Here is a 20291-nt window from a genome sequence, read left to right on the forward strand (position 1 = left end):
TGTGCGGACACCTGATCAACCGGGGAAAAGGGGAGGGCCCGTGCGGCGCTGGGAGTACGTCGGTGACGGTTCGGCCAAGTTCTGGGAGGCCGAGGCGGCCGGGACGTCGGTGACGGTCCGTTTCGGCCGCGTCGGCACCGACGGCCAGACTCGGGTCAAGGAGTTCGACTCGTCCGAGGCCGCACAGTCGTACCTGGCCAAGGCCGTCGCGGAGAAGGAGCGGAAGGGCTACGAGGAGCTCGGCGGGGCGGCGGTCACCGTCCCGCCCGCGCCGGAGAGGGCCGCTCCGGAGGTCCCCGAGGCCGCCTCCTCCGCGCCCGCCGTCCTTCCCGACGAGGACACCTTCGTCCTGCCCGACGCCTGGAAGCGGAATCTGCTCCCGCGGCGCGGAGGCGTCCGCGTCGACGTGCCCGCGGTGGACGCCGACGCGCCCGAGAAGCTCCGGGAGTGGCTCGCGCGGGACGCCGACGCGGTCGAGCGCGCTCTCGACGCCTCGCGGAGCGACGCCGCGCTCGTGGAAGCGGCCCGCTCGCACCGGGGCGGCACGCCGAACGCCGTCGGCGCGGCGGTGCTCGCGCGGTTGGTCAACGCGCAGGGCGAGACCCACGCGGTGGTCGCGGACGCCTGGACGGCGGAGTTCGGGCTGCCGTTCGCCGCCCGCGCCGCCGTCGAGCTGCAGGAGACGCAGAAGGATTGGCACCAGCAGGGCCACCGCAGCTTCGTGGTCGGGGTGCGGGTGGAGCCGGAGGGCTCAGGCTCCTGGGGGCGGAAGACCTCGCGGGCTGCCCTCGACCGGGTTCGGTCCCTGCTGGCGGTGGCGGACGAGGCGACGTACCGGGCCGCGGTCGACGCCCTCGCCACCCACCGGCACAGCGTCCGCAGGTCCGTCTCCGTGTCGTTCCTGGTTCCCTCGGAGAGGGAATGGGTGGAGGAGTGCTGCGCACAGCGCGAGGAGCCGGCACACATCGAGGCCGGTGTACGGGAGATGCTGCTGTGCTCCCTCGGATCCGCCGAGCAGGCCGCGCTGTTCGGCGACCGCTGCGAGCTCGACTGGCGAGGCTGGAGCCCCGTCGTCGTCGCGACGCTCGGCGAGGGCGTGGGGGCCGCCATGGCGCCCCTGATCGCCGGTGAGCTGAACCGGGAGTACATCGACACGGACGACACCAAGGCCATGGCCGCCGCTCTCGGCGAACTGCCCTCGGACACGGCCTTCCGCCATCTGGTCGACCGCATCGACGACAAGCACGTACGGGCCGCCCTGATCACCGCCACGCACCGTTTCCCCGTGCGGGCGCTGCGCCTGCTGGCGGAGGCCTCACGCGGTTCGGGTGAGCGCGCCTCGCTCGCCGGACGGCTGCTTCGGACGCATGTCGCCGCCCACCGTGAGACGGCGCTCGCCGTCCTGCCCGAACTGTCCGAGGAGGTCGCCGAGATCGTCGGGCCGCTCGCGCGCCAGGACGGACGTGTCGAGGACGTCCCCGTGGAGTCCCTGCCGGAGCTGCTGACCGCTCCGCCGTGGACGCGCCCCCGCAAGGTCGTCAAGCCGCGGGTGGTGACCGGGCTCGTCGCGCCGACCGAGTCCCGCATCGCGTGGCAGCCGGGAGAGCAGCAGCTCTGGTCGGTCGCCGAGTCCTGGATCACCGGCTGGGAGCCGTACCGGCCGCTGGAGGAGCTGGTCGAGCAGATGCGCCAGGGGCGCCAGAACTCCTGGCACGACATCGCGGTGTTCACCCACGGCCCCGTCGAGCTGGTCAGGCCGCTGCTGGCCGACTGGCAGGGCGGTGGCATCTGCGACGGTGAGAACACGTTCAAGCCGCTGGTGGCCCGGCACGAACTCGCCGCGCTCCCCGCGGTCCTGCGGAGCGCCGCGAGCCAGCCGACGGCGCTGGCGCCGGTCCTCCTGCCCTTCGTCGATCCCGCCGTCGCCCGGCTGATGGCCGACTGGCTGGAGCGGCTCAAGACGGCCGGGAAGACGGCCATGGCCTGGTTCGTCCGGCACGGCGTCGAGGCCGCACGGCTGCTCGTGCCGGACGCCCTGGGCAAGCCCGGTGCGGCGCGGACCGCCGCCGAGCGGGCGCTGGGGGTCATCGTGTCGGCGCACGGCGCGGACGTCGTGCGGAAGGCGGCCGCGGAGTACGGCGCGGAGGCGACCGAGGCGATCGAGATCCTGCTCGACTCCGATCCGTTGGAGGCCGCGCTGCCCGCGCGGATGCCGCAGTTGGGCACCTGGGCCGATCCGCCCGCCCTGCCGCAGCTCGTGACGTCCGCCGGCGGGGGCCTGCCCTCCTCGGTCGTCGGCCATGTCCTCACCATGCTGGCGCTCTCCAAGCCGGGTGCGCTGTATCCGGGTGTCGCCGTCGTACGGGAGCTCTGCGCGAGGGACTCCCTCTCGGCGTTCGCCTGGGCGCTGTTCGAGGAGTGGCGGCTCGCCGGGTTGCCGCCCAAGGACGCCTGGGCGCTGCACGCCCTCGGCTGGTTCGGGGACGACGACACGGTCCGCGCGCTCACGCCGATCATCCGTGCCTGGCCGGGCGAGGGCGCGCACCACCGGGCTGTCGACGGGCTCGACGTGCTGGCCGCCATCGGTACCGACGTGGCACTGCTGCATCTGCACGGCATCGCCCAGCGGGTGAAGTTCAAGGCGCTGAAGCTCCGCGCGCAGGAGAAGATCTCCGCCGTGGCGGCGGAGCTGGGCCTGACCGGCGAGCAGCTGGCGGACCGTCTGGTGCCGGACCTCGGCCTGGACGCCGACGGGAGCACGCTGGTGGACTACGGCACCCGCCGGTTCACGGTCGGCTTCGACGAGCAGCTCAGGCCCTTCGTACGGGACGAGAGCGGCAGGCGCCTCAAGGATCTGCCGAAGCCGGGCGTACGGGACGACGCCGAGCTCGCCCCGGCCGAGCGCAAGCGGTTCGCCGCCCTGAAGAAGGACGCCCGGACGATCGCCTCGGACCAGGTGCGGCGCCTGGAGGAGGCGATGGTGACCCGGCGTTCCTGGACGGGCGCGGAGTTCCGGCAGCTGTTCGTGGACCATCCGCTGGTCTGGCACCTGGTGCGACGGCTGGTGTGGCTCGCCGAGGAGGAGGGGACGGTCACCGCGTTCCGGGTGGCCGAGGACCGTACGTACGCGGATGCCGAGGACGAGACGGTGTCCGTCGCCGACGACGCGACCGTCACGCTCGCCCACCCCCTGCATCTGGGGGACACCCTGGTCGAGACGTGGTCGGAGCTGTTCGCCGACTACGAGATCGTGCAGCCGTTCCCGCAGCTCGGACGGCCCGTCCTCGCGGTGACGGAGGAGGAGGCCGGCGGGGCACGCCTGACCCGCTTCGAGGGCATCACCGTGCCCGTCGGGAAGCTGCTCGGACTGCAGAAGCGCGGCTGGGAGCGGGGGCAGCCGCAGGACGCGGGCGTGGAGCGGTGGTTCTCGCGCCGCATCGGACCCGAGTGCTATCTGGTGATCGCCCTGCACGAGGGCATCGCGGTGGGCGTGGTCGACATGTTCCCGGACCAGATGCTCGAGACCATCTGGCTGGACAAGCAGCCGGGTGACCACTGGGGCAGCCGGGAGTACCGGCTGAAGTTCGCGGACCTCGACCCGGTGACCGTGTCCGAGCTGCTGGCCGATCTGACGGAGCTGACCTCGTGAGCACTCCCCTCGCACAGTCCCCGGAGGAGCGGCTGCAGCGGCCACCGGCCGAGATCCGGTACGCCGAGGAGCTGGCGGCCCTGCGGGCCTGCGACACCCATCACCGGCCCCCGGGCTGGCAGCTGAGCCTGCTGGCCGCGCGCCGGTTCATCGTCGGTGACGACGAGGCGGGCGTCAGCCGGAAGTTCGTCGGCGACACCGCCCTGGTCGAGCGCGCGCTGGTGACCCTCGCCACCAACCGCGGACTGATGCTGGTGGGTGAGCCGGGCACGGCCAAGTCGCTCCTCTCCGAGCTGATCGCGGCGGCGGTCAGCGGTGACTCCACCCTCGTCGTCCAGGGCGGAGCGGCGACCACCGAGGACCAGATCAAGTACTCCTGGAACTACGCCCTGCTGGTCTCCGAGGGTCCCTCGACGAGGTCGCTCGTGCCGGCTCCGATGTTGAGGGGGATGCAGGAGGGCCGGCTCGTACGGTTCGAGGAGATCACCCGATGTCCGCTGGAGGTGCAGGACTCGCTGCTCTCGCTGCTGTCCGAACGGGTGGTGTCCATACCGGAGTTGGAGGGGTCCGAGGCGATGGCCTTCGCCCGGCAGGGCTTCAACGTGATCGCCACGGCGAACACCAGGGACCGGGGCGTCAACGAGATGAGCGCCGCGCTCAAGCGGCGCTTCAACTTCGAGACCGTCTTCCCCATCCCCGATCTGGACACCGAGATCGCCCTGGTCGAGGCGGAGGCGACGGCGCTGCTGCGGAGCTCGGGCGTGACCGCCGCACCGGACCGGGACGTGATGGAGGTCCTGGTGACCACCTTCCGTGAACTGCGTTCCGGAGTCGGCCGGGACGGCTCCGGGATGGACCGGCTCTCCTCCGTGATGAGCACGGCGGAGGCCGTGTCGGTCGCCCACGCGATGGGCGTCCGGGGCTGGTTCCTGCGGGGCGAGCCGGCCGACGCGGCCGACCTGGTGACCTGCCTGGCCGGTACGGCGGCCAAGGACAGCCCGGAGGACCTGGCCCGGCTGCGCCGCTATCTGGAGCAGCGGGTCTCCGGTCGGCGCGGCGCCCAGTGGAAGGCCCTGCACGCGTCCCGCCATCTGCTGGCGGGCGGATGACGGTCACGTTCCTGGGCGTACGGCACCACTCCCCCGCCTGCGCGCGGCTGGTGGCCCGCACCATCGAGGAGCTGCGGCCCGCGCACGTCCTGGTGGAGGGCCCGGCCGATCTCAACGGGCGCCTGGACGAGCTGCTCCTCGGCCACGAGCTGCCGGTGGCGGTGTTCAGCCACTACCGGGACGAGGAGCGGGCCGCCACGTCCTGGGCACCGCTCTGCGACTACTCCCCCGAGTGGGTCGCGCTCACGGCGGGGCGGGCGGCGGGCGCCGAGGTGCGGTTCATCGACCTGCCCGCGTGGCATCCGGCGTTCGCCGGGCGGACCAACCGGTACGCGGACGCCGAGGCCCGCTATGCCGAGGCGACGGAGCGGCTGTGCCGCCGCTTCGGCGTCGACTCGGTCGACGCCCTGTGGGACCGGATGTTCGAATCGGCCCCTCGGTCGGCCTCCGAGCCCGCCCCCGGCTCCGCCACCGGGCCCGCCCTCGAGTCGGCTTCGGATCCGGCCGGCGACGGCCTCGCCGCGCGACTCGACGCGTACTTCGACGTGGTCCGCGGCGACGCCACCGCGGACGAGGGGGATCAGGCGCGCGAGCGGTACATGGCTTCCTGGGTCCGGGCCGCCGTGGCGGCCGCAGGTGACCGGCCCGTTCTCGTCGTCACGGGCGGGTTCCACCGGCCGGCCCTGGTCAGCCTCGTGGAGGCCGACGGCCCGGAGCGGGAGGACGTTCCGGATCGGGAGGGCGGCTGGCCGGAGGTGCCCACGCCGCCGGACGGGGCGATCGGCGGCAGCTTCCTCGTGCCGTACTCCTTCCGGCAGTTGGACGCGTTCGCCGGCTATCAGTCCGGGATGCCCTCGCCCGCGTACTACCAGCGGCTCTGGGAGGCCGGTCCGCGCGCCGCCGGGCAGGATCTGGTGCGCGCCGTCGTGCAGCGGCTGCGCGCGCGGAACCACCCGGTGTCGACCGCCGCGCTGATCGCCGCGCACAGCACCGCGTCCGGCCTGGCGGCGCTGCGCGGCCATCCGCTGCCGACGCGTCTCGACCTCCTGGACGGGCTGGCCGGGGCCCTCGTCACCGACGCCCTCGACGAGCCGTTGCCGTGGACCCGCCGTGGACCGCTCGGCGCGGGCGCCCACCCGGTCGTCGTGGAGATGGTGGCGGCCTGCTCGGGCGACCGCGTCGGCCGACTGCACCCCGACACGCCCGTGCCCCCACTGGTGCACGACGTCGCCGCCCGCCTCGCCGGTCTCGGCATGGACGGCTCGGTGGCCGTGTCCCTTCGACTCGCCGACCCCGCGGACCTGGCCCGCAGTCAGGTGCTGCACCGCCTGCGGGTGCTGCGGATCCCCGGTTTCGTCCGGGTGTCGGGGCCGGCCCACGGCGCGGACCCGGTCTTCACCGAGCGCTGGGAGCCCGCGCCCGGGGCCGGCCGGGAGGCGGCGCTCATCGAGGCGGGCTCCTTCGGCGCGAGTCTGGAGGAGGCCGCGGCGGTCGCACTCGGCGACCGGGCGCGGGACGCCGGTTCGGATGTCGGCGTCCTGGCCGATGTCCTCTTCGACGCCGTGGTGTGCGGGGCCACTCGGCTGTCGGCCCAGGTGCTCTCCAGGCTCCGTGCGGGCCTCGGCCGGGCCGCTTCGCCCGGCCCGCTGGGCCGGGTGCTCGCCACGGCTCTGGGGCTGTGGCGGCACGACCGGGTGTACGGCGTGGCCCGCGACCCGCTGCTGGCAGCGGCGATCGACACCGCGGTCCGCCGCGTCCTGTGGCTCGTCGAGGGTCTGCACGGTTCGGGTGCGCCCGATCCGGACCGGCTGCACGCGCTGGTGGCTGTCCGGGACGCGCTGCTGCGTGCCGAGGAGCTGCTCTCGGTCTCGCGGGAGGCCGCGGCGGCGGTGTTCCACCGGATCGGTCTGGACGCGGCCGCACCGGCCGACCTGCGCGGCGCGGCCTTCGGACTGTTCCAAGTCCTGACGTCGGCCGCCGGTCCGGACGGCGGCGGCACGGGTGCGGAAACCGGAACCGCGGTGAGTGCGGGGGCCTCGGCGCGCGCGATCGGCGACCCGCGGACGCTCGGCGACTGGCTCGCGGGCCTGTTCTCCGTCGCCCGTGAGGAGTTGACCGGGCGGAGCGGCCCCGAACCGCTGATCGACGTACTGGACGAGCTGGTCCGTGCCATGACCGAGACGGAGTTCCTGGCGGGGCTGCCCTCCTTGCGGCAGGCCTTCGCCCACTTCCCGCCGCGGGAGCGCGAGCAGATCGCCGCCCGGCTGATCGAGCGGCGCGGGCTGCGCGGCTCGGCACGCTCCCTGCTGCGCACCACCGCCGACCCCCTGCTGATCGCACGCGCCCAGGAGCTGGAGGCCCATGTGCGGAGCACCCTCGACACCTACGGTCTGCGAGCCACGTCATGACCACCGAGCATCCCGCACCGAACACGCCCGATCCCGGCCTGGAGCGCTGGCGGCTCGTCCTGGGCACCCCGGCCGAACGCTGTACGGGTCCGCTCACCGGCGAGGCCGCGGGCCGGGACGCCGCACTCGACTGGCTCTACGGTCGCGATGCCGAACAGGCGCGGCGCGGTGTCCGTGCGGGCGTCCGCGCCCGGGAGGGAGGCGACGGGCCGTCCGCCGTCACGGCGGTCGACTGGCTCGACGACATCCATCGCCTCTTCCCCAAGGAGACCGTCGAGCGGCTGGAGCGGGACGCCGTCGAGCGCTACGAGATCCACGAGATCGTCACCGACCCGGCGGTCCTGGAGCGCGTGGAGCCCAACCCGACGCTGCTGCGTGCCGTCCTGCGCACCAAGCACCTGATGAACCCCGAGGTGCTGCGCCTGGCCCGGCGGATCGTCGAGACGGTCGTCCGCCGCCTGCTGGAACAGCTCACGCCCGAGGTGCGGCGCTCCTTCACCGGGACGCGTTCGCGGCGCCCGAGCCGGCTGCCGCTCGCGCGGGACTTCGACTTCCGCGGCACGGTCAAGGCCAACCTGGCGCACTACCAGCCCGACGAGCGCCGCGTACTGATCGAGCGTCCGCGCTTCCACTCCCGTACGAGCAAGCATCTGGAGCAGTGGCAACTGATCCTGCTGGTGGACCAGTCGGGCTCCATGGTCGACTCGGTCATCCACTCCGCCGTCACGGCCGCGAGCCTGTGGGGGCTGCCGGGCCTGAAGACCCATCTGGTCGCCTTCGACACGGACGTGGTGGACCTGACGAGCGAGGTGACCGACCCGGTCGAGCTGCTCATGCGCGTCCAGCTCGGCGGCGGTACGGACATCGCGCGGGCGGTCGACTACGGCACCGGGCTCATCGGCAACCCCCGGCGCGCGATCGTCGCGCTCATCACGGATTTCTACGAGGGCGGTGACCCCTACCGACTGGTGCGCGCGGTCCGGGCGCTGGTCGAGCAGGGCACCACGGTGCTGGGTCTGGCCGCGCTGGACCAGGACGCCGACCCCGTGTACGACCGGGGACTCGCGCAGCGCCTGGCGGACGCCGGGGCGCACGTCGGCGCGATGACGCCGGGCGAGCTCGCCTCGTTCGTGGCCGAGAGGCTGGGCCGATGACCCGTACCGACCTGCTCGCCCTGGACGCCGACACGCTTGCCGCCCTCACCAATCGTGGCCTGGTCAAGCGCGCCGCGAAGGAGCTCGACGCCGGTACGGGGGCGTCGGTGTCGCTCGCCGCGGACGCCACGGTGCGCGGTCGGTTCCCCGACGGTACGGAGGTGTCACTGCCGCCCGGCGCGGGACTCGACCAGGGGTCCTGCACCTGCGGGGCTCCCGGGCTCTGCCGTCATCTGCTCGGGCTCGTCCTCGCCTACCGGCGTACGGCCGAGGAGGGGCCCGCCGTCGACGTACCGCCCGCCGACGCCGCTGCGCGGCCCTGGTCCCCCGGTGATCTCGACGACGAGGCGCTGACCACCGCCGTCGGGCGCCGCGCGGTGGCCTCCGCGCGGCGTACGCTCGCGCGCGGCTACACCGCCCGGCTGCGTCACCCGAGCGTCGAGGAGCCCGGGGCGCGGGCGGAACTCCCCACCTGCACCGTGCGGTTCCCCGGTCGGGACGCCGTGGGGCACGCGGTCACCGACGCCTCCGACGAGTTGCGCGGCGAGATGATCGCGCTCGCCGTCTGGGCGTTCCGGGCGGCCGTCGAGGCCGACCCGGTCGACCCGCCGACGCAGATCGACGTCGGCGGGCGTGAGGGCCGGGCCGGCACACAGGGGGCGGCTCTGGGCGCGGCGGTCTCGCTGGTCGACGAGCTGCTCCTGGACGGTGTGGCGCACGCCGGACCGGTCCTGGCCACGGCCCTGCGCCGGGTACGGGACGAGCTGACGGCCAAGGCACTGCACTGGCCCGCCGGGGCCCTGACCGACCTGATCGCGCAGCTCGACGACCATGCCGCACGGGGTGCCCGCTACCGGGCCGAGGAGCTGGCGTTCCTGCTGACCGAGCTCCATGCCCGCGGGCGGGCCACCGCGCGCGAGACACCGCTCGCCGCGTCCCAGATCCTGGGCTCCGGGGAGCGGGGCGACACACCGCTCCGCCGGGTCCGGCTGACCGCGCTGGGCTGCCGGGTCGGTGGCACTCCCACCGACCGCACCGCCGAGGTGTTCTTCGCCCACGGCGGCGCCGGCATCGCTCTCGTACTGCGCCGGCGCTGGGAACTGACAGAAGGCCAGGAGCCGGCCGGGCACGAACTGGCGGCGCGGCGGATGGCGGGTTCCACCCTGGGCGCGGTGGCCCGCTCCCACGTGGTGAGCGAGCGGGCCTCGCGTACGCCCGGCCGTTCGCTCACCATCGGGGCGAGTCGCGTGGCCGGGACGAGCGTGACTCCGGTCGGCACGGCGTGGTCGGAGCTCCCCGAACCCTTGCTGGTACGGGACTTCGCCGCCCACGCCCGCGCGCTGGCCGGGCTGCCTCCGCGTCTGGTCCGGGCCCGGGTCGAGGCCGACTCCGTCCATGTGGTCGAGGTCCACGAGATCGGGGAGATCGGCTACGACCCCGCGGAGCAGCGGCTCGAGGCGACGGTGACCGACTCCCGGGGGACGTCGGCGACGGTTCTGGCGGCGTACAACCCGTACAGCCCGGGCGGGTTGGACACGCTCGCCGCCGCGCTGGACGGCGGCCGGGGCGAGGTCCGGCATCTGAGCGCGTTCGTACGGGAGTCGGGAGGCGGACTCGTCCTCGACCCGATCGCCGTGATGACCAGCGCGGGCGTGATCGTGCCCGACCTGGCTCCGCCGCCGGCCGGCGGGCGGCTCGCGCCGACCGTGGCACGGCGCCCGGAGGACCCGATCACCGAAGCCCTGGAGTCCGCGCTGTCCTGCCTCGCGGCCGCGGCCGTACGTGGTCTGCGGCATCTGCCCGAGGGCGCACGGACGGGTGTCGAGGATGCGGCGACCCTGCTGTCACGCGTCGGTCTGACCACGGCCGCGGAGGTGGTCCGCGCCGTCCCGGCCACGCTGCGCCAGGAGGGTCCCGCGGCGGCCGTCGGGGCCTGGGTGGAGGCGCAGATCCATCTCGTGACGGCGTCGGAGCTGCGTTCCCGCGCGCTGTGACGGACGGGGGACACGGGGGCCGGGAAGGCTCAGGCGCGGCCCGCGGCCTTCTGGCTCCTGCGGGACAGGGAGTCGACGACGACGGCGGCGAGCAGGACCGATCCGGTGATCATGAACTGGACGGCGTTGCTGACGCCCATGATGTTCATCCCGGACTGGATGGATCCGATCACCAGCGCGCCGAGCAGGGCGGACCAGACCGATCCGCGTCCGCCGAACAGACTCGTGCCGCCGATGACGGCCGCAGCGATGACGTTCATCAGGAGGTTGCCACCGCCGGAGGTCTGGCTCGCGGACTGGATCTGTCCGGCCAGGAAGAGGCCGCCGATCGCTGCCATGGTGCCCGCGATCGAGAAGACGGACATACGGATGAACGGCACGCTGATACCGGCGCGGCGCGCGCCCTCGATGTTGCCGCCGACGGCGAAGATCTGCCGCCCGTACGACGTCCGCCGCAGCACGAAGTCCACGACCACCAGCAGGATCAGGAAGATCAGGAGCGCGAGCGGCAGGCCCTGGTACTGGTTGAGGATGTAGGCCGCGACGAACGCGATCGCGCCGATGACGACCGTACGCAGCACGATCTCGGCTATCGGGCGGAAGGGCACTTTGGCGGCCTGGCGGCGCCTTGCGTCGAGGAGCGAGGCGGCGAGGAAGAGTCCGACGCCGACCGCCGCGGTCACATAGGCGGCGGCCGGGCTGTGGAAGATGGTCGAGTAGAGCTCGGAGACGATGCTGTCGCTGGGGATGTTGACCGTGCCGCTGGTGCCGAGCACCTGGAGCATCAGGCCGTTCCAGGCGAGGTTGCCCGCGAGGGTCACGACGAACGCCGGCACGCCCACCTTGGCGAAGAAGAAGCCTTGTATGAGCCCGACGGCCGCTCCGCCCGCGATGGCGACGAGGAGCGCCAGCCACTCGTTCATGCCGTTCAGGACGTTGAGCACGGCGAAGATGGCCGCGCACAGGCCGCTGACGGAGCCGACGGAGAGGTCGATCTCGCCCAGGAGCAGGACGAAGACGATCCCGACGGCGATCATGCCGGTGCCGACGATCTGCTGGCTGAGGTCGGAGAGGTTCTGGGCCGAGAGGAAGGCGCTGTCGAGGCTGCCGAACACCGTCCAGATGATGACGACGGCGACGACGACGGGCAGGGAGCCCAACTCGCCGCTGCGCAGCTTGCGTTTGAACTCCCCGAGATACCCGCGGAGCCCTTCCTCGCGGACGAGCAGCCGGCTGTCGACGGCGGGCATCGCCTCGGGCGCCGGTTCCTGGGCGGAGGCGTCGTCGGGGCGTCGGTCCCGGTTCATCGCTCCTCCTCCCGCTTGCGGGCCTGGCGGCGGGTGACGGCGCTGTCGGAGGCGCCGGTGATGGCGGAGATGATCTCCTCGGTGGTGGTGGAGCGTTTGTCGAAGAACCCGTTGTTCCTGCCGAGGCGAAGGACGGCGATCCGGTCGGCGACCGCCATCACGTCCACCATGTTGTGGCTGATCAGGATGGTTCCGAGACCGTGGTCGCGGAGTCGTTCGACCAGGTCGAGGACCTGGGCGGTCTGCTCGACACCGAGGGCGGCGGTGGGCTCGTCCAGGATGACGACCTTCGGTTCGCCGATCAGGGAACGGGCGATCGCGACGGTCTGCCGCTGGCCACCGGAGAGGGAGGCCACGGGGATGCGGACGCTGGGGATACGGATCGACAGGGTGCTGAGCAGCTCGCGCGAACGCCGTTCCATCCCGACCTCGTCGAGCACGCCGAAGCGTTTCAGCTCGCGGCCGAGGAAGAGATTGCCGACGACGTCGAGGTTGTCGCAGAGCGCGAGGTCCTGGTAGACGGTGGCGATGCCGAGGTTCTGGGCGTCGTGGGGCCGGTTGATGGTGACTTTCCGGCCCTGCCATTCGATGACGCCCTCGTCGGGCGGGTTCACCCCGGCGATCGCCTTGACCGCGGTGGACTTCCCGGCGCCGTTGTCACCGACGAGCGCGACGACCTCGCCGGGGTGGACCTCCAGGTCGAAGCCCGACAGCGCCTGGACGGCGCCGAACCGCTTGGATATCCCCCGCAGCGTGAGCACAGGTCCTTCCGGCAATCCAACCGCCTCCTCCGCACACCCCCGATGGGCTACGGCTACTGGAGTCCGGCCTCCTTGCAGGCTGCGGCGTAGGTGGGAGTGCAGATCTCCGCGACCGTGTACAGACCGTCCTTGACGACCGTGTCGCCGATGTTGTTCTTGTCGACCACGATCGGGGTCAGCAGATTGGCCGGGACCTTCTCGCCACTGCCGCTGGTGACGGTCGTCGGCGTCAGGGACGCGGGAAGCTCCTTGCCCTCGGCGAAATCGACGGCCATGGTGGCGGCGATGTCGGCCTCCGGCTTGTACGGCTTCATGATCGTGATGGTCTGGGTGCCGAGCAGGATCCGCTGGATCGCGTCGAGCTGGGCGTCCTGACCTGTCAGCGGCACGTTGATACCGGATGCCTTGAGGGCGGTGGCGATGCCGGCGGCCAGACCGTCGTTGGCCGAGTACACGCCGACGATGTTGTCCTTGCCCAGGGCGCTGATGGCGCCGGACATCTGCTGGTTGGCGTTGTTCGGGTCCCAGTTGGGAGTGTCGTACTCCTTGCCGATCTTCACCTTGCCGTCGAGGACGGAGTGGGCGCCGGCCTTGAACTCGGCCGCGTTCGGGTCGGTCGGCGAACCGTTGTGCATCACGATCTGGCCGGTGTCGGCCTTGTCGCCGAGCGCGTCGAGCAGTGCCTGACCCTGCAGCTCGCCGACCTTGCGGTTGTCGTACGAGACATAGGAGTCGACGGGTCCCTGCGCGAGGCGGTCGTAGGCGACGACCTTCACACCGGCGTCATGGGCCTTCTGCACCGAGGACTGGATGGACTTGGCGTCGACCGCGTCCAGGATCAGCACCTTGTTGCCCTTGGCGAGGGCGGTGTTGACCTGCTGTTGCTGGGTCGTGGCGCTCTCGGCGGCGTTGTAGTAGTCGATCTCCGCGTCGGGCGCCAGTTCCTTGATCTTCTGCTCGATGTACGGCCGGTCGAACTTCTCGTACCGCGTGGTCTTGCTCTCGGGCAGCAGCAGACCGATCTTGACGTCCTGTTTCGCCTCACCCGGCTGGGCGGCGCCGCTGGTCGCCACAGCGCCGAGGGAGAGAGCGGCGGCCCCGACCAGGGCTATCGCGCCGCGCAATGTGCGGGACATGGGGGCTCCTTCCGTACGCCCCCTTCCCTTCGCCCGAAAGGCACGGAAACGGGGGTGCAGATATGGCCTTAATACGACATTAGCCGCAACCCAGGCACCGGCAAGCGGGTGATGTCACCGCACGCACTGCCTTCGGAACCGCCGCTTCACGTCAGGCGCGCTTCTCCATGCCCGGGCGCAGGCGCTCCAGCAGGGCGTACAGGGTCGCACTGTCCTCCGCACCGAGGGTGTCGAGCGCGCCATGGGTCGCCTGCATCTCCTCGCGGACGCGCAGGATGACCTCCCGACCCTCGTCCGTCACCACGACGTTCTTGACGCGACGGTCGGCGGCGTCGGGCTCGCGGCGCACCAGGCCGCGGGCCTCCAGGCGGTCCACGATCCCGGTGACGTTCGACGCGTCGCACACCAGCAGGGTCGCGAGCGCGCGCATCGGCTTCGGGGTGTCGAGCTGGGCGAGGACCTTGCCCTGCATCGAGGTCAGGCCGTGATGGGCCGCGGCGGCGGCGAAGTCACGCCACTGGGCCGAACCGATGGCGGCCAGGAGCTCAAGGAGCTGGAGCTTGGTGGGGGTCTCAGGGATCGTCGCGCTCACCCTTCGAGCGTACTCAAGATCCTTGACATTATCAATTGTTTACTTGACCACCTGAACTATCTACGTCTACCGTCGACGGAGTTACTTGATGACATCAATCATCCATGCCTTGAAGCACCCTGAGCACTCCGAAGCACTGAGAAGGTCCTCCCCGACATGAGCCCCTCCACTCCCCCGCCCACCACCGGGCCCCGGCGCGAGACGGTCGTCATCTTCGCGCTGAGCCTCGCGGCCATGGTCGTGTCGATGATGCAGACCCTGCCGGTCCCGATCCTCGGTCTCATCCGCGATGATCTGGGCACCTCGACCGCCAATGTGAGCTGGGTGACCACCGCCACACTGCTCTCCGCCGCCGTCTTCACCCCGCTGCTCGGCCGCTTCGGCGACCAGCACGGCAAGAAGCCCACGCTGGTGGCCGTCCTCGGCGTCATGGTGGTCGGCTCCGTCATCGCCGCCCTGGCGACCTCGCTCCCGCTGCTCGTCCTGGGCCGTGTGCTTCAGGGTGCCGCCACCGCGATCTTCCCGCTCGCGCTCTCCGTCCTGCGTGAAGAGGTCCGCCCGCAGAAGCTGCCCGGCGCGATGGCGCTCGTCAGCGGCACCCTCGCCTTCGGCAGCGGCCTCGCGCTCGTCGCCACCGGCCTGCTGACCTCCGGCTCCGACGCCGACTACCGCAGCGCCTTCTGGATGGCGACCGGCTTCGCCGCCCTCGCCCTGCTCGCCGTGGTCCTCCTCGTCCCCGCGACCCGACACAGGACCGGCGGACGCACCGACTTCCTCGGCGCGCTGACCCTCGGCCTCACCCTGCTGCTGCTTCTGCTGCCCATCTCCCAGGGCCAGGAGTGGGGCTGGACCTCCGGCCGCACGCTCGGCAGCTTCGCCGGCGCCGCCGTCATGACCGCCGTCTGGGTCCTCACCGAGCTCAAGGTCCGCGAACCCCTCGTCGACATGCGGATGTTCGTCCACCGCCCGGTGCTCATGGCCAACCTGGCCGGCGTCCTCGTCGGATTCGGCATGTTCGCGAACTTCCTGGGCGTCTCCTACCTGGTCCAGATGCCCGAGGCGCTGACCGGTTACGGCTTCGGCGCGTCCATCCTGCGCGCCTCCGTACAGTTCCTGCTGCCCGGCGCGATCGTCTCCCTGCTCGCCTCGCCGATAGGCGGCCGACTGGTCCGCCACCGCGGCCCTCGCACGGCGCTGGTCCTGGCCGCCGGCCTCGGCGCCGTGGGATTCGGCTGGCTCGCCCTCGACCACGCCCACACCGTCTCGGTGATCGGCGCGGGCATCGTGGTCGGTGCGGCCGTCAGCTTCGGCTACGCGGCGATGCCCGCCGTCATCATGGCGAGCGTCCCGCCCCACCAGAGCGGCATCGCCAACGGCATCAACTCCATCTCCCGCTCCACCGGCAGCGCGATCGGCAGTGCCGTGGTCACCACGATCCTGGCCTCGCAGACCCTCGAGCACCTCCCGGCAGGCGCTCCGGCCCTGCCCGCCGAGTCCGGCTTCACCCTCACCTTCTGGATCGGGGCGGCGGCCTTCGCCCTCGTCGCGGTCATCGGCCGGGTGGGACTGCGCGCCCGGCAGGAGCCCCGCACCGCCGCGGTGGGCCTGCCCGCCACCGAGAAGACGGCCGCGGCGGCGGCCACGGCCTGACCGGCGGGCCACTCGAGCGGCGGCCGTGCCCCTCCGGGCAAGGCCGCCGCCGCGTCCCCGGCGCGGGACCCGGCACCCGACACCCGTCCGGTCCACCGGCACGGCACGGGCACGGCACGGGCACGGCACGCGCATCGATTCAGCTGTGCCTTAATCAATGGCCGGCCGCCCGCCACGGGCGGATCATTCCGCGCATGACCCAAGAGACGATCGACGCCGCGGCGGCAGGCACCTGGAAACTCGGCGATCTGGAGATCACCCGGATCGGGTTCGGCGCGATGCGCCTGACACAGGACGGTGCGGCGTTCGCGCCGGGCGCGGCACCGAGCGACCGGAACCGGGCGATCGACGTGCTGCGCCGCGCCGTCGAGCTCGGGGTGAACCACATCGACACCGCCGCCTTCTACTTCTCCTCGCTGCGCTCCGCCAACGAGCTGATCAACCGGGCGCTCGCGCCCTATCCGGACGACCTCGTGATCGCCACCAAGGTCGGACCCGGCCGAGGCCCGTCGGGCGAGTGGCTGGACCATGCCACCCCCGAGCAGTTGCGCGGCCAGGTCGAGGAGAACCTACGTCAGCTCGGGCGGGACCACCTGGACGTGGTGAACCTGCGCATCGTCGGAACCGATTCGATCGCCGAGCGCTTCGGCGCACTGGCCGAGCTGCGCGACGCCGGCCTCATCCGCCACCTGGGCATCTCCAACGTCACCCCCGAGCACCTCGCCGAGGCCCGCGCCATCGCGCCCGTGGTCTGCGTCCAGAACCAGTACGGCATCGGCGTCCGGCCCGAGTACGACGCGTTCGTGCGCGACTGCGGCGAGCAGGGCGTCGCGTTCGTGCCGTTCTACTCGATCGCCGGGACTCGTCGTGAAGCGGGCGGCGGCGGCACCGACCACGCCGAGCTGCTCACCGTCGCGCGGGCGCACGGGGCGAGCGCCGTACAGGTGCGGCTGGCCTGGACACTTCACCAGGGCCCTCACGTCCTTGCCATCCCCGGAACCGGCAGCCCGGAACACCTGGCCGCGAACGTGGCCGCAGGCGCGCTGCGACTGACCGACGACGAGCTGGACGTCCTGAACGCACTCCATCGGCGGGGTGCGTGACCCGGCGGACCTCCTGCGCCCCGGAGCCGTGCCCGTACGCGTCACCAAGGCGCCTACCGCGTCACCCGACGGGTGCATGGCGGCGGCCGACGACTGGCGGTCCGTTCCTGCGGCGGGATGATGGAGGGGACCCGTGCGTCCGCTCCGTAGAGGTGCAGCAGTGGCTGCGGGGTGGAGGAGGGATGCGGTCTGGATGAGCGCGGCGGCGTTTCCCCCTGCCGGCCCGGACCCGGCGAGCGGTGAGCTCGCCGTGGAGCCCGGCGGGCTCCTCGACGTACTCGGGGTGGCCGCCGTCGTCGTGGACGCGACCGGGCGGATCGTCCTCTGGAGCCCACAGGCGGAAGCGATCTTCGGATACCCGGCGGCCGAGGCGCTGGGCCGGCCGGCTGCCCCGCTGCTGGTCTCGGAGCATCAGCGGGACGAGGTGCTGTCCTTGTTCGAGCGGGTCATGTCGGGCGGCGGGCCCTGGGCCGGTGTCATCTCGGCACTCCACAGGGACGGCCGCACGATCCAGGTCGAGTTCCGCAACACCCGGCTCCAGGACGACGAAGGGGGCCTCTACGCGCTCGGTCTCGCCACGGACGCGGCCACCGCGAGGCGCGTGGAGCAGGACCTGGCCCTGTCCTCCCGGCTGGTCGCGCACTCCCCGATCGGCCTCGCCGTGCTGGACTCCGACCTGCGGTTCGTCCTGGTCAATCCGGCACTGGAGCGTATCGACGGACGCACCGCCGCCAGCTATCTGGGCCGGACGTTCCGCGAAGCCGTGACGTCGCCGGACGCCGACGAACTGGAGCCGGCGCTCCGAGAGGTGCTGGAGACCGGGGTTCCCGTCCTCTCCAGGAACGTACGGGGATCCGTCCGCTCCGACGGGAAGGAGCAGGTCTGGTCGATGTCGCTGTACCGGCTCGAGACGTCGGGGCAGCGCGTCGTCGGGGTCGCCGCCTCGGTAGTGGACATCACCGACCAGCACCATGCCGCGAGGGCGGCCGCACGGGCCAGGCGTCGCCTGGCGGTGATCGCGGACGCCTCCGAGCGCGTGGGCACCACGCTCGACCTGGACCTGACCGCTCATGAACTTGCGGATCTGGTGGTGCCGGAGTTCGCCGACATCGCGGCGGTCGACGTCCTGGAGGACATCCTGACCGGTCCGCACCCCGGAGGGACGCGGGCCTCGGGGCCGGCCGTGTTCCGCGCCCTCGCCGTGAAGGCCGCGTATCCCACCCCGGCGGAGGAAGCCGCCGACCCGGTCGGCAAACCGGCCCGCTACGGCGCCGAGCGCCTGGTCACGCAGTGTGCCCGTACCGGCCGACCCGTTCTCGTCCAGCACGTCACGGACGGCGACCTGCCCCGCATCGCCCGCGCAGGCTCCGCCGCGGAACTCCTGCGACAGGCCGGCATCCACTCCTATCTCGCCGTCCCCCTGCGCGCCCGCGGTGTCGTCCTCGGCGTGCTCGACCTCAAGCGCGCGCGCAACTCGCAGCCGTTCGACCGGGACGACGTCCTGCTCGCCGGGGAGCTGGCTGCCCGAGCGGCGGTGGCCATCGACAACGCCCGCTGGTACCGGCAGCAGAGCCAGGCCGCCCTCGCCCTCCAGAGCCATCTGCTGCCGCACGGTCCGGCACGGTTGAACGGGCTCGACGTGGCCTATCGCTATCAGCCCGCCTCCGCGGCGGTCGAGGTCGGCGGGGACTGGTTCGACGCGATCCCGCTGACGGACGGCAGGACGGCCCTGGTCGTGGGCGACGTGATGGGCAGCGGCATCACCGCGGCGGCGACCATGGGGCAGGTTCGTACGGCGGCCCGCACGCTCGCCGGGCTCGGTCTGCCACCCGCCGTGATCCTGACCCATCTGGACCGCATCATCGCCGATCTGGACGACGCGATGGCCACCTGCGTGTACGCGGTGTACGACCCCTCTCAGGGGAGTTGCAGCATCTCCAACGCGGGCCATCCTCCGCCCGTGCACGTCCCTCTGGGTCGGGCACCCCGCCTTCTCGACCTTCCCACGGGTGCGCCGCTGGGCGTCGGCGGCGTCCCCTTCGAGACCGTGGAGATCGCGTTCGACGCGGGTGACGAACTGGTGCTGTACACCGACGGTCTGGTGGAGACCCGTGACCAGGACATCGATGTCCGGCTCGCTGCCCTCACCGACCTGCTCGGCCAGTCCTCCCTGCCCCTGGAGGAGACCTGTGACCTGCTTCTGGGTGCGCTGCGAGGCCCCGACGACCACGACGACGTCGCTCTTCTGATCGCCCGGGCCCACCCCCTGTCCGGCACCGAGGACGGCCGAGAGGAGGAGGCATCGTGAACGACACGCCCTTCTCGCGTGACAGCTACCTGCCGTTCCCCGAGGGCACGGCCGGCGCCCTGCTCGACGGCCGGGGGCGGATCAGCGGCTGGACGCCGCAGGCCGGGGCACTGCTCGGCCGGTCCGCCGCCGACGTCGTCGGCCTTTCGGCGCGGGCCCTCCTCGCGGACCCCGCGGCCTGGCCGGCGATCGTGGCGGCCTACGCGCGGGGGGCCCGGGGAGGCGAGACGGTGCTGCGCACGGGCGAGGGCGAACACGCGCCCGTCGTCTTCCAGGCGTTCGACCTCGCCGACGTGGGCCCGCTCGACGGCACGGCGGGCGTGGGAGCGGGATGCCTCGTCCTGGTCGCCCCGGCGGAGGAGGCCGTCAGTTGGCATCAGGACCAGGCGTTCATCAGGGAGCTGTTCCTCCAGGACCGGGTGGGGCTCGCCGTCTTCGACGCGGAGCTACGGCTCCTGCGGACCAACACCCACCTCCTGCCGTACACCGGTGTGCCGTCCGATCTGCGCGGCCGACGCCTGGGCGACTTCCTCTGGCCCGGAGACGCGAAGGTGGTCGAGGAGAAGCTGCGCCAGGTCCTGGCCACGGGCCGGCCGCTGATCCGTGCCGAGGAGTTCCTGCGGACCATCCAGGATCCCGGCGGAGGAGTGGTCATCGCGATCTCGGCGTTCCGCCTGCAGGCACCCGACGGGCGGGCCCTGGGGGTCACGGCCCTCTTCACCGATGTGACCGAGCTGCACCGTTCGAGCGAGCGCCTGGCGCTGTTGCACCGTGCCACGGCCAGCGTCGGCGGTTCGCTGTCTGTCAGGGACACGGGCCGAGAGCTGGCCGCCGCGCTGGTGCCCGGCCTGGGCGACCTCGCCGTCGTGGAGATCGCGGAGGCGGCCTCCCTGGGCGAGGAGCCGGTGCCGGACCGGGAGGGTCGGCTGCTGCTCCGCGTCACCGCCGTGGCGGGGCTGTCCGCGGCCGGGGACGGCCCGGCCGCCTCGGACGTCGGCCTCGGGGCCGGGGGCCACCGCGGCCCCCCCCCGGGGGGGGGGGGCCCCCAGAACCAAGGGGGCGCGCCGGCCGCCCCCGGGGGGGGGGCATTTAAAAAAAAACAAGCCCCCCCGAACCCGCG

Annotated in this window: 13 protein-coding genes; 9 read left to right on the top strand and 4 right to left on the bottom strand. The window is 72.5% G+C overall.

Features of this window, described 5'->3' with window-relative positions; translation table 11 throughout:
* Nucleotides 1-40 precede the first annotated feature (40 nt).
* The 5 genes from ACFC0D_RS13180 to ACFC0D_RS13200 are packed head-to-tail and all read left to right on the top strand — an operon-like array spanning nt 41 to nt 10314.
* Nucleotides 41-3649, top strand: coding sequence for a DUF4132 domain-containing protein (locus ACFC0D_RS13180; protein ID WP_376434242.1), 3609 nt, complete (start codon nt 41-43; stop codon nt 3647-3649).
* On the top strand, nt 3646-4758 hold the full coding sequence (locus ACFC0D_RS13185) for an AAA family ATPase (protein WP_376434244.1): 1113 nt from the start codon (nt 3646-3648) through the stop codon (nt 4756-4758). Before ACFC0D_RS13180 ends, ACFC0D_RS13185 begins: the two co-directional genes overlap by 4 nt.
* The gene (locus ACFC0D_RS13190; RefSeq protein ID WP_376434247.1) at nt 4755-7166 is read left to right on the top strand and encodes a DUF5682 family protein; all 2412 of its coding nucleotides are present in this window, start codon (nt 4755-4757) and stop codon (nt 7164-7166) included. The genes ACFC0D_RS13185 and ACFC0D_RS13190 overlap by 4 nt, the downstream gene beginning before the upstream one ends.
* Entirely contained in the window at nt 7163-8320 is a 1158-nt protein-coding gene (locus ACFC0D_RS13195; protein WP_376434249.1) for a VWA domain-containing protein, read from the top strand. The genes ACFC0D_RS13190 and ACFC0D_RS13195 overlap by 4 nt, the downstream gene beginning before the upstream one ends.
* Complete coding sequence (locus ACFC0D_RS13200) at nt 8317-10314, top strand: hypothetical protein (protein ID WP_376434251.1); 1998 nt, start codon at nt 8317-8319, stop codon at nt 10312-10314. Before ACFC0D_RS13195 ends, ACFC0D_RS13200 begins: the two co-directional genes overlap by 4 nt.
* A 29-nt stretch (nt 10315-10343) precedes the next feature.
* Here ACFC0D_RS13200 and ACFC0D_RS13205 read toward each other — a convergent pair whose 3' ends face one another.
* From ACFC0D_RS13205 to ACFC0D_RS13220, 4 genes are all read right to left on the bottom strand, one after another.
* Nucleotides 10344-11621, bottom strand: coding sequence for a sugar ABC transporter permease (locus ACFC0D_RS13205; protein ID WP_376434253.1), 1278 nt, complete (start codon nt 11619-11621; stop codon nt 10344-10346).
* On the bottom strand, nt 11618-12397 hold the full coding sequence (locus tag ACFC0D_RS13210; RefSeq protein ID WP_376434255.1) for an ATP-binding cassette domain-containing protein: 780 nt from the start codon (nt 12395-12397) through the stop codon (nt 11618-11620). Before ACFC0D_RS13210 ends, ACFC0D_RS13205 begins: the two co-directional genes overlap by 4 nt.
* Before the next feature lie 38 nt (nt 12398-12435).
* Nucleotides 12436-13518 carry a substrate-binding domain-containing protein gene (locus tag ACFC0D_RS13215; protein ID WP_376434257.1) on the bottom strand — a complete coding sequence of 361 codons (1083 nt, stop codon included), beginning with the start codon at nt 13516-13518 and terminating at the stop codon, nt 12436-12438.
* Nucleotides 13519-13669: 151 nt separating this feature from the next.
* The gene (locus ACFC0D_RS13220; protein ID WP_376434259.1) at nt 13670-14110 is read right to left on the bottom strand and encodes a MarR family winged helix-turn-helix transcriptional regulator; all 441 of its coding nucleotides are present in this window, start codon (nt 14108-14110) and stop codon (nt 13670-13672) included.
* 156 nt (nt 14111-14266) lie between these two features.
* Here ACFC0D_RS13220 and ACFC0D_RS13225 point away from each other — a divergent pair, with 156 nt between their 5' ends.
* From ACFC0D_RS13225 to ACFC0D_RS13240, 4 genes are all read left to right on the top strand, one after another.
* A complete protein-coding gene (locus ACFC0D_RS13225; protein ID WP_376434261.1) occupies nt 14267-15760 on the top strand; it encodes an MFS transporter in 1494 nt (497 codons plus the stop codon).
* Between the two features lie 194 nt (nt 15761-15954).
* Entirely contained in the window at nt 15955-16863 is a 909-nt protein-coding gene (locus tag ACFC0D_RS13230) for an oxidoreductase (RefSeq protein WP_376434263.1), read from the top strand.
* A gap of 193 nt (nt 16864-17056) precedes the next feature.
* Nucleotides 17057-19171, top strand: coding sequence for a SpoIIE family protein phosphatase (locus tag ACFC0D_RS13235; protein WP_376434265.1), 2115 nt, complete (start codon nt 17057-17059; stop codon nt 19169-19171).
* Nucleotides 19168-20291 (top strand): PAS domain-containing protein (locus ACFC0D_RS13240; protein ID WP_376434267.1); only part of this gene is annotated, 1124 nt, incomplete at its 3' end. The genes ACFC0D_RS13235 and ACFC0D_RS13240, both read left to right, overlap by 4 nt.

Origin of the sequence: Streptomyces sp. NPDC056222 (assembly GCF_042264065.1) — a bacterium.
GTDB lineage: Bacteria > Actinomycetota > Actinomycetes > Streptomycetales > Streptomycetaceae > Streptomyces.

Excerpts from the sequence above, each read along its gene's own strand:
- ACFC0D_RS13200 (WP_376434251.1), top strand. The coding sequence starts at position 8,317 with ATGACCCGTACCGACCTGCTCGCCCTGGACGCCGACACGCTTGCCGCC.
- ACFC0D_RS13195 (WP_376434249.1), top strand. The coding sequence starts at position 7,163 with ATGACCACCGAGCATCCCGCACCGAACACGCCCGATCCCGGCCTGGAG.
- ACFC0D_RS13235 (WP_376434265.1), top strand. The coding sequence starts at position 17,057 with ATGAGCGCGGCGGCGTTTCCCCCTGCCGGCCCGGACCCGGCGAGCGGT.
- ACFC0D_RS13230 (WP_376434263.1), top strand. The coding sequence starts at position 15,955 with ATGACCCAAGAGACGATCGACGCCGCGGCGGCAGGCACCTGGAAACTC.
- ACFC0D_RS13190 (WP_376434247.1), top strand. The coding sequence starts at position 4,755 with ATGACGGTCACGTTCCTGGGCGTACGGCACCACTCCCCCGCCTGCGCG.
- ACFC0D_RS13205 (WP_376434253.1), bottom strand. The coding sequence starts at position 11,621 with ATGAACCGGGACCGACGCCCCGACGACGCCTCCGCCCAGGAACCGGCG.
- ACFC0D_RS13225 (WP_376434261.1), top strand. The coding sequence starts at position 14,267 with ATGAGCCCCTCCACTCCCCCGCCCACCACCGGGCCCCGGCGCGAGACG.
- ACFC0D_RS13215 (WP_376434257.1), bottom strand. The coding sequence starts at position 13,518 with ATGTCCCGCACATTGCGCGGCGCGATAGCCCTGGTCGGGGCCGCCGCT.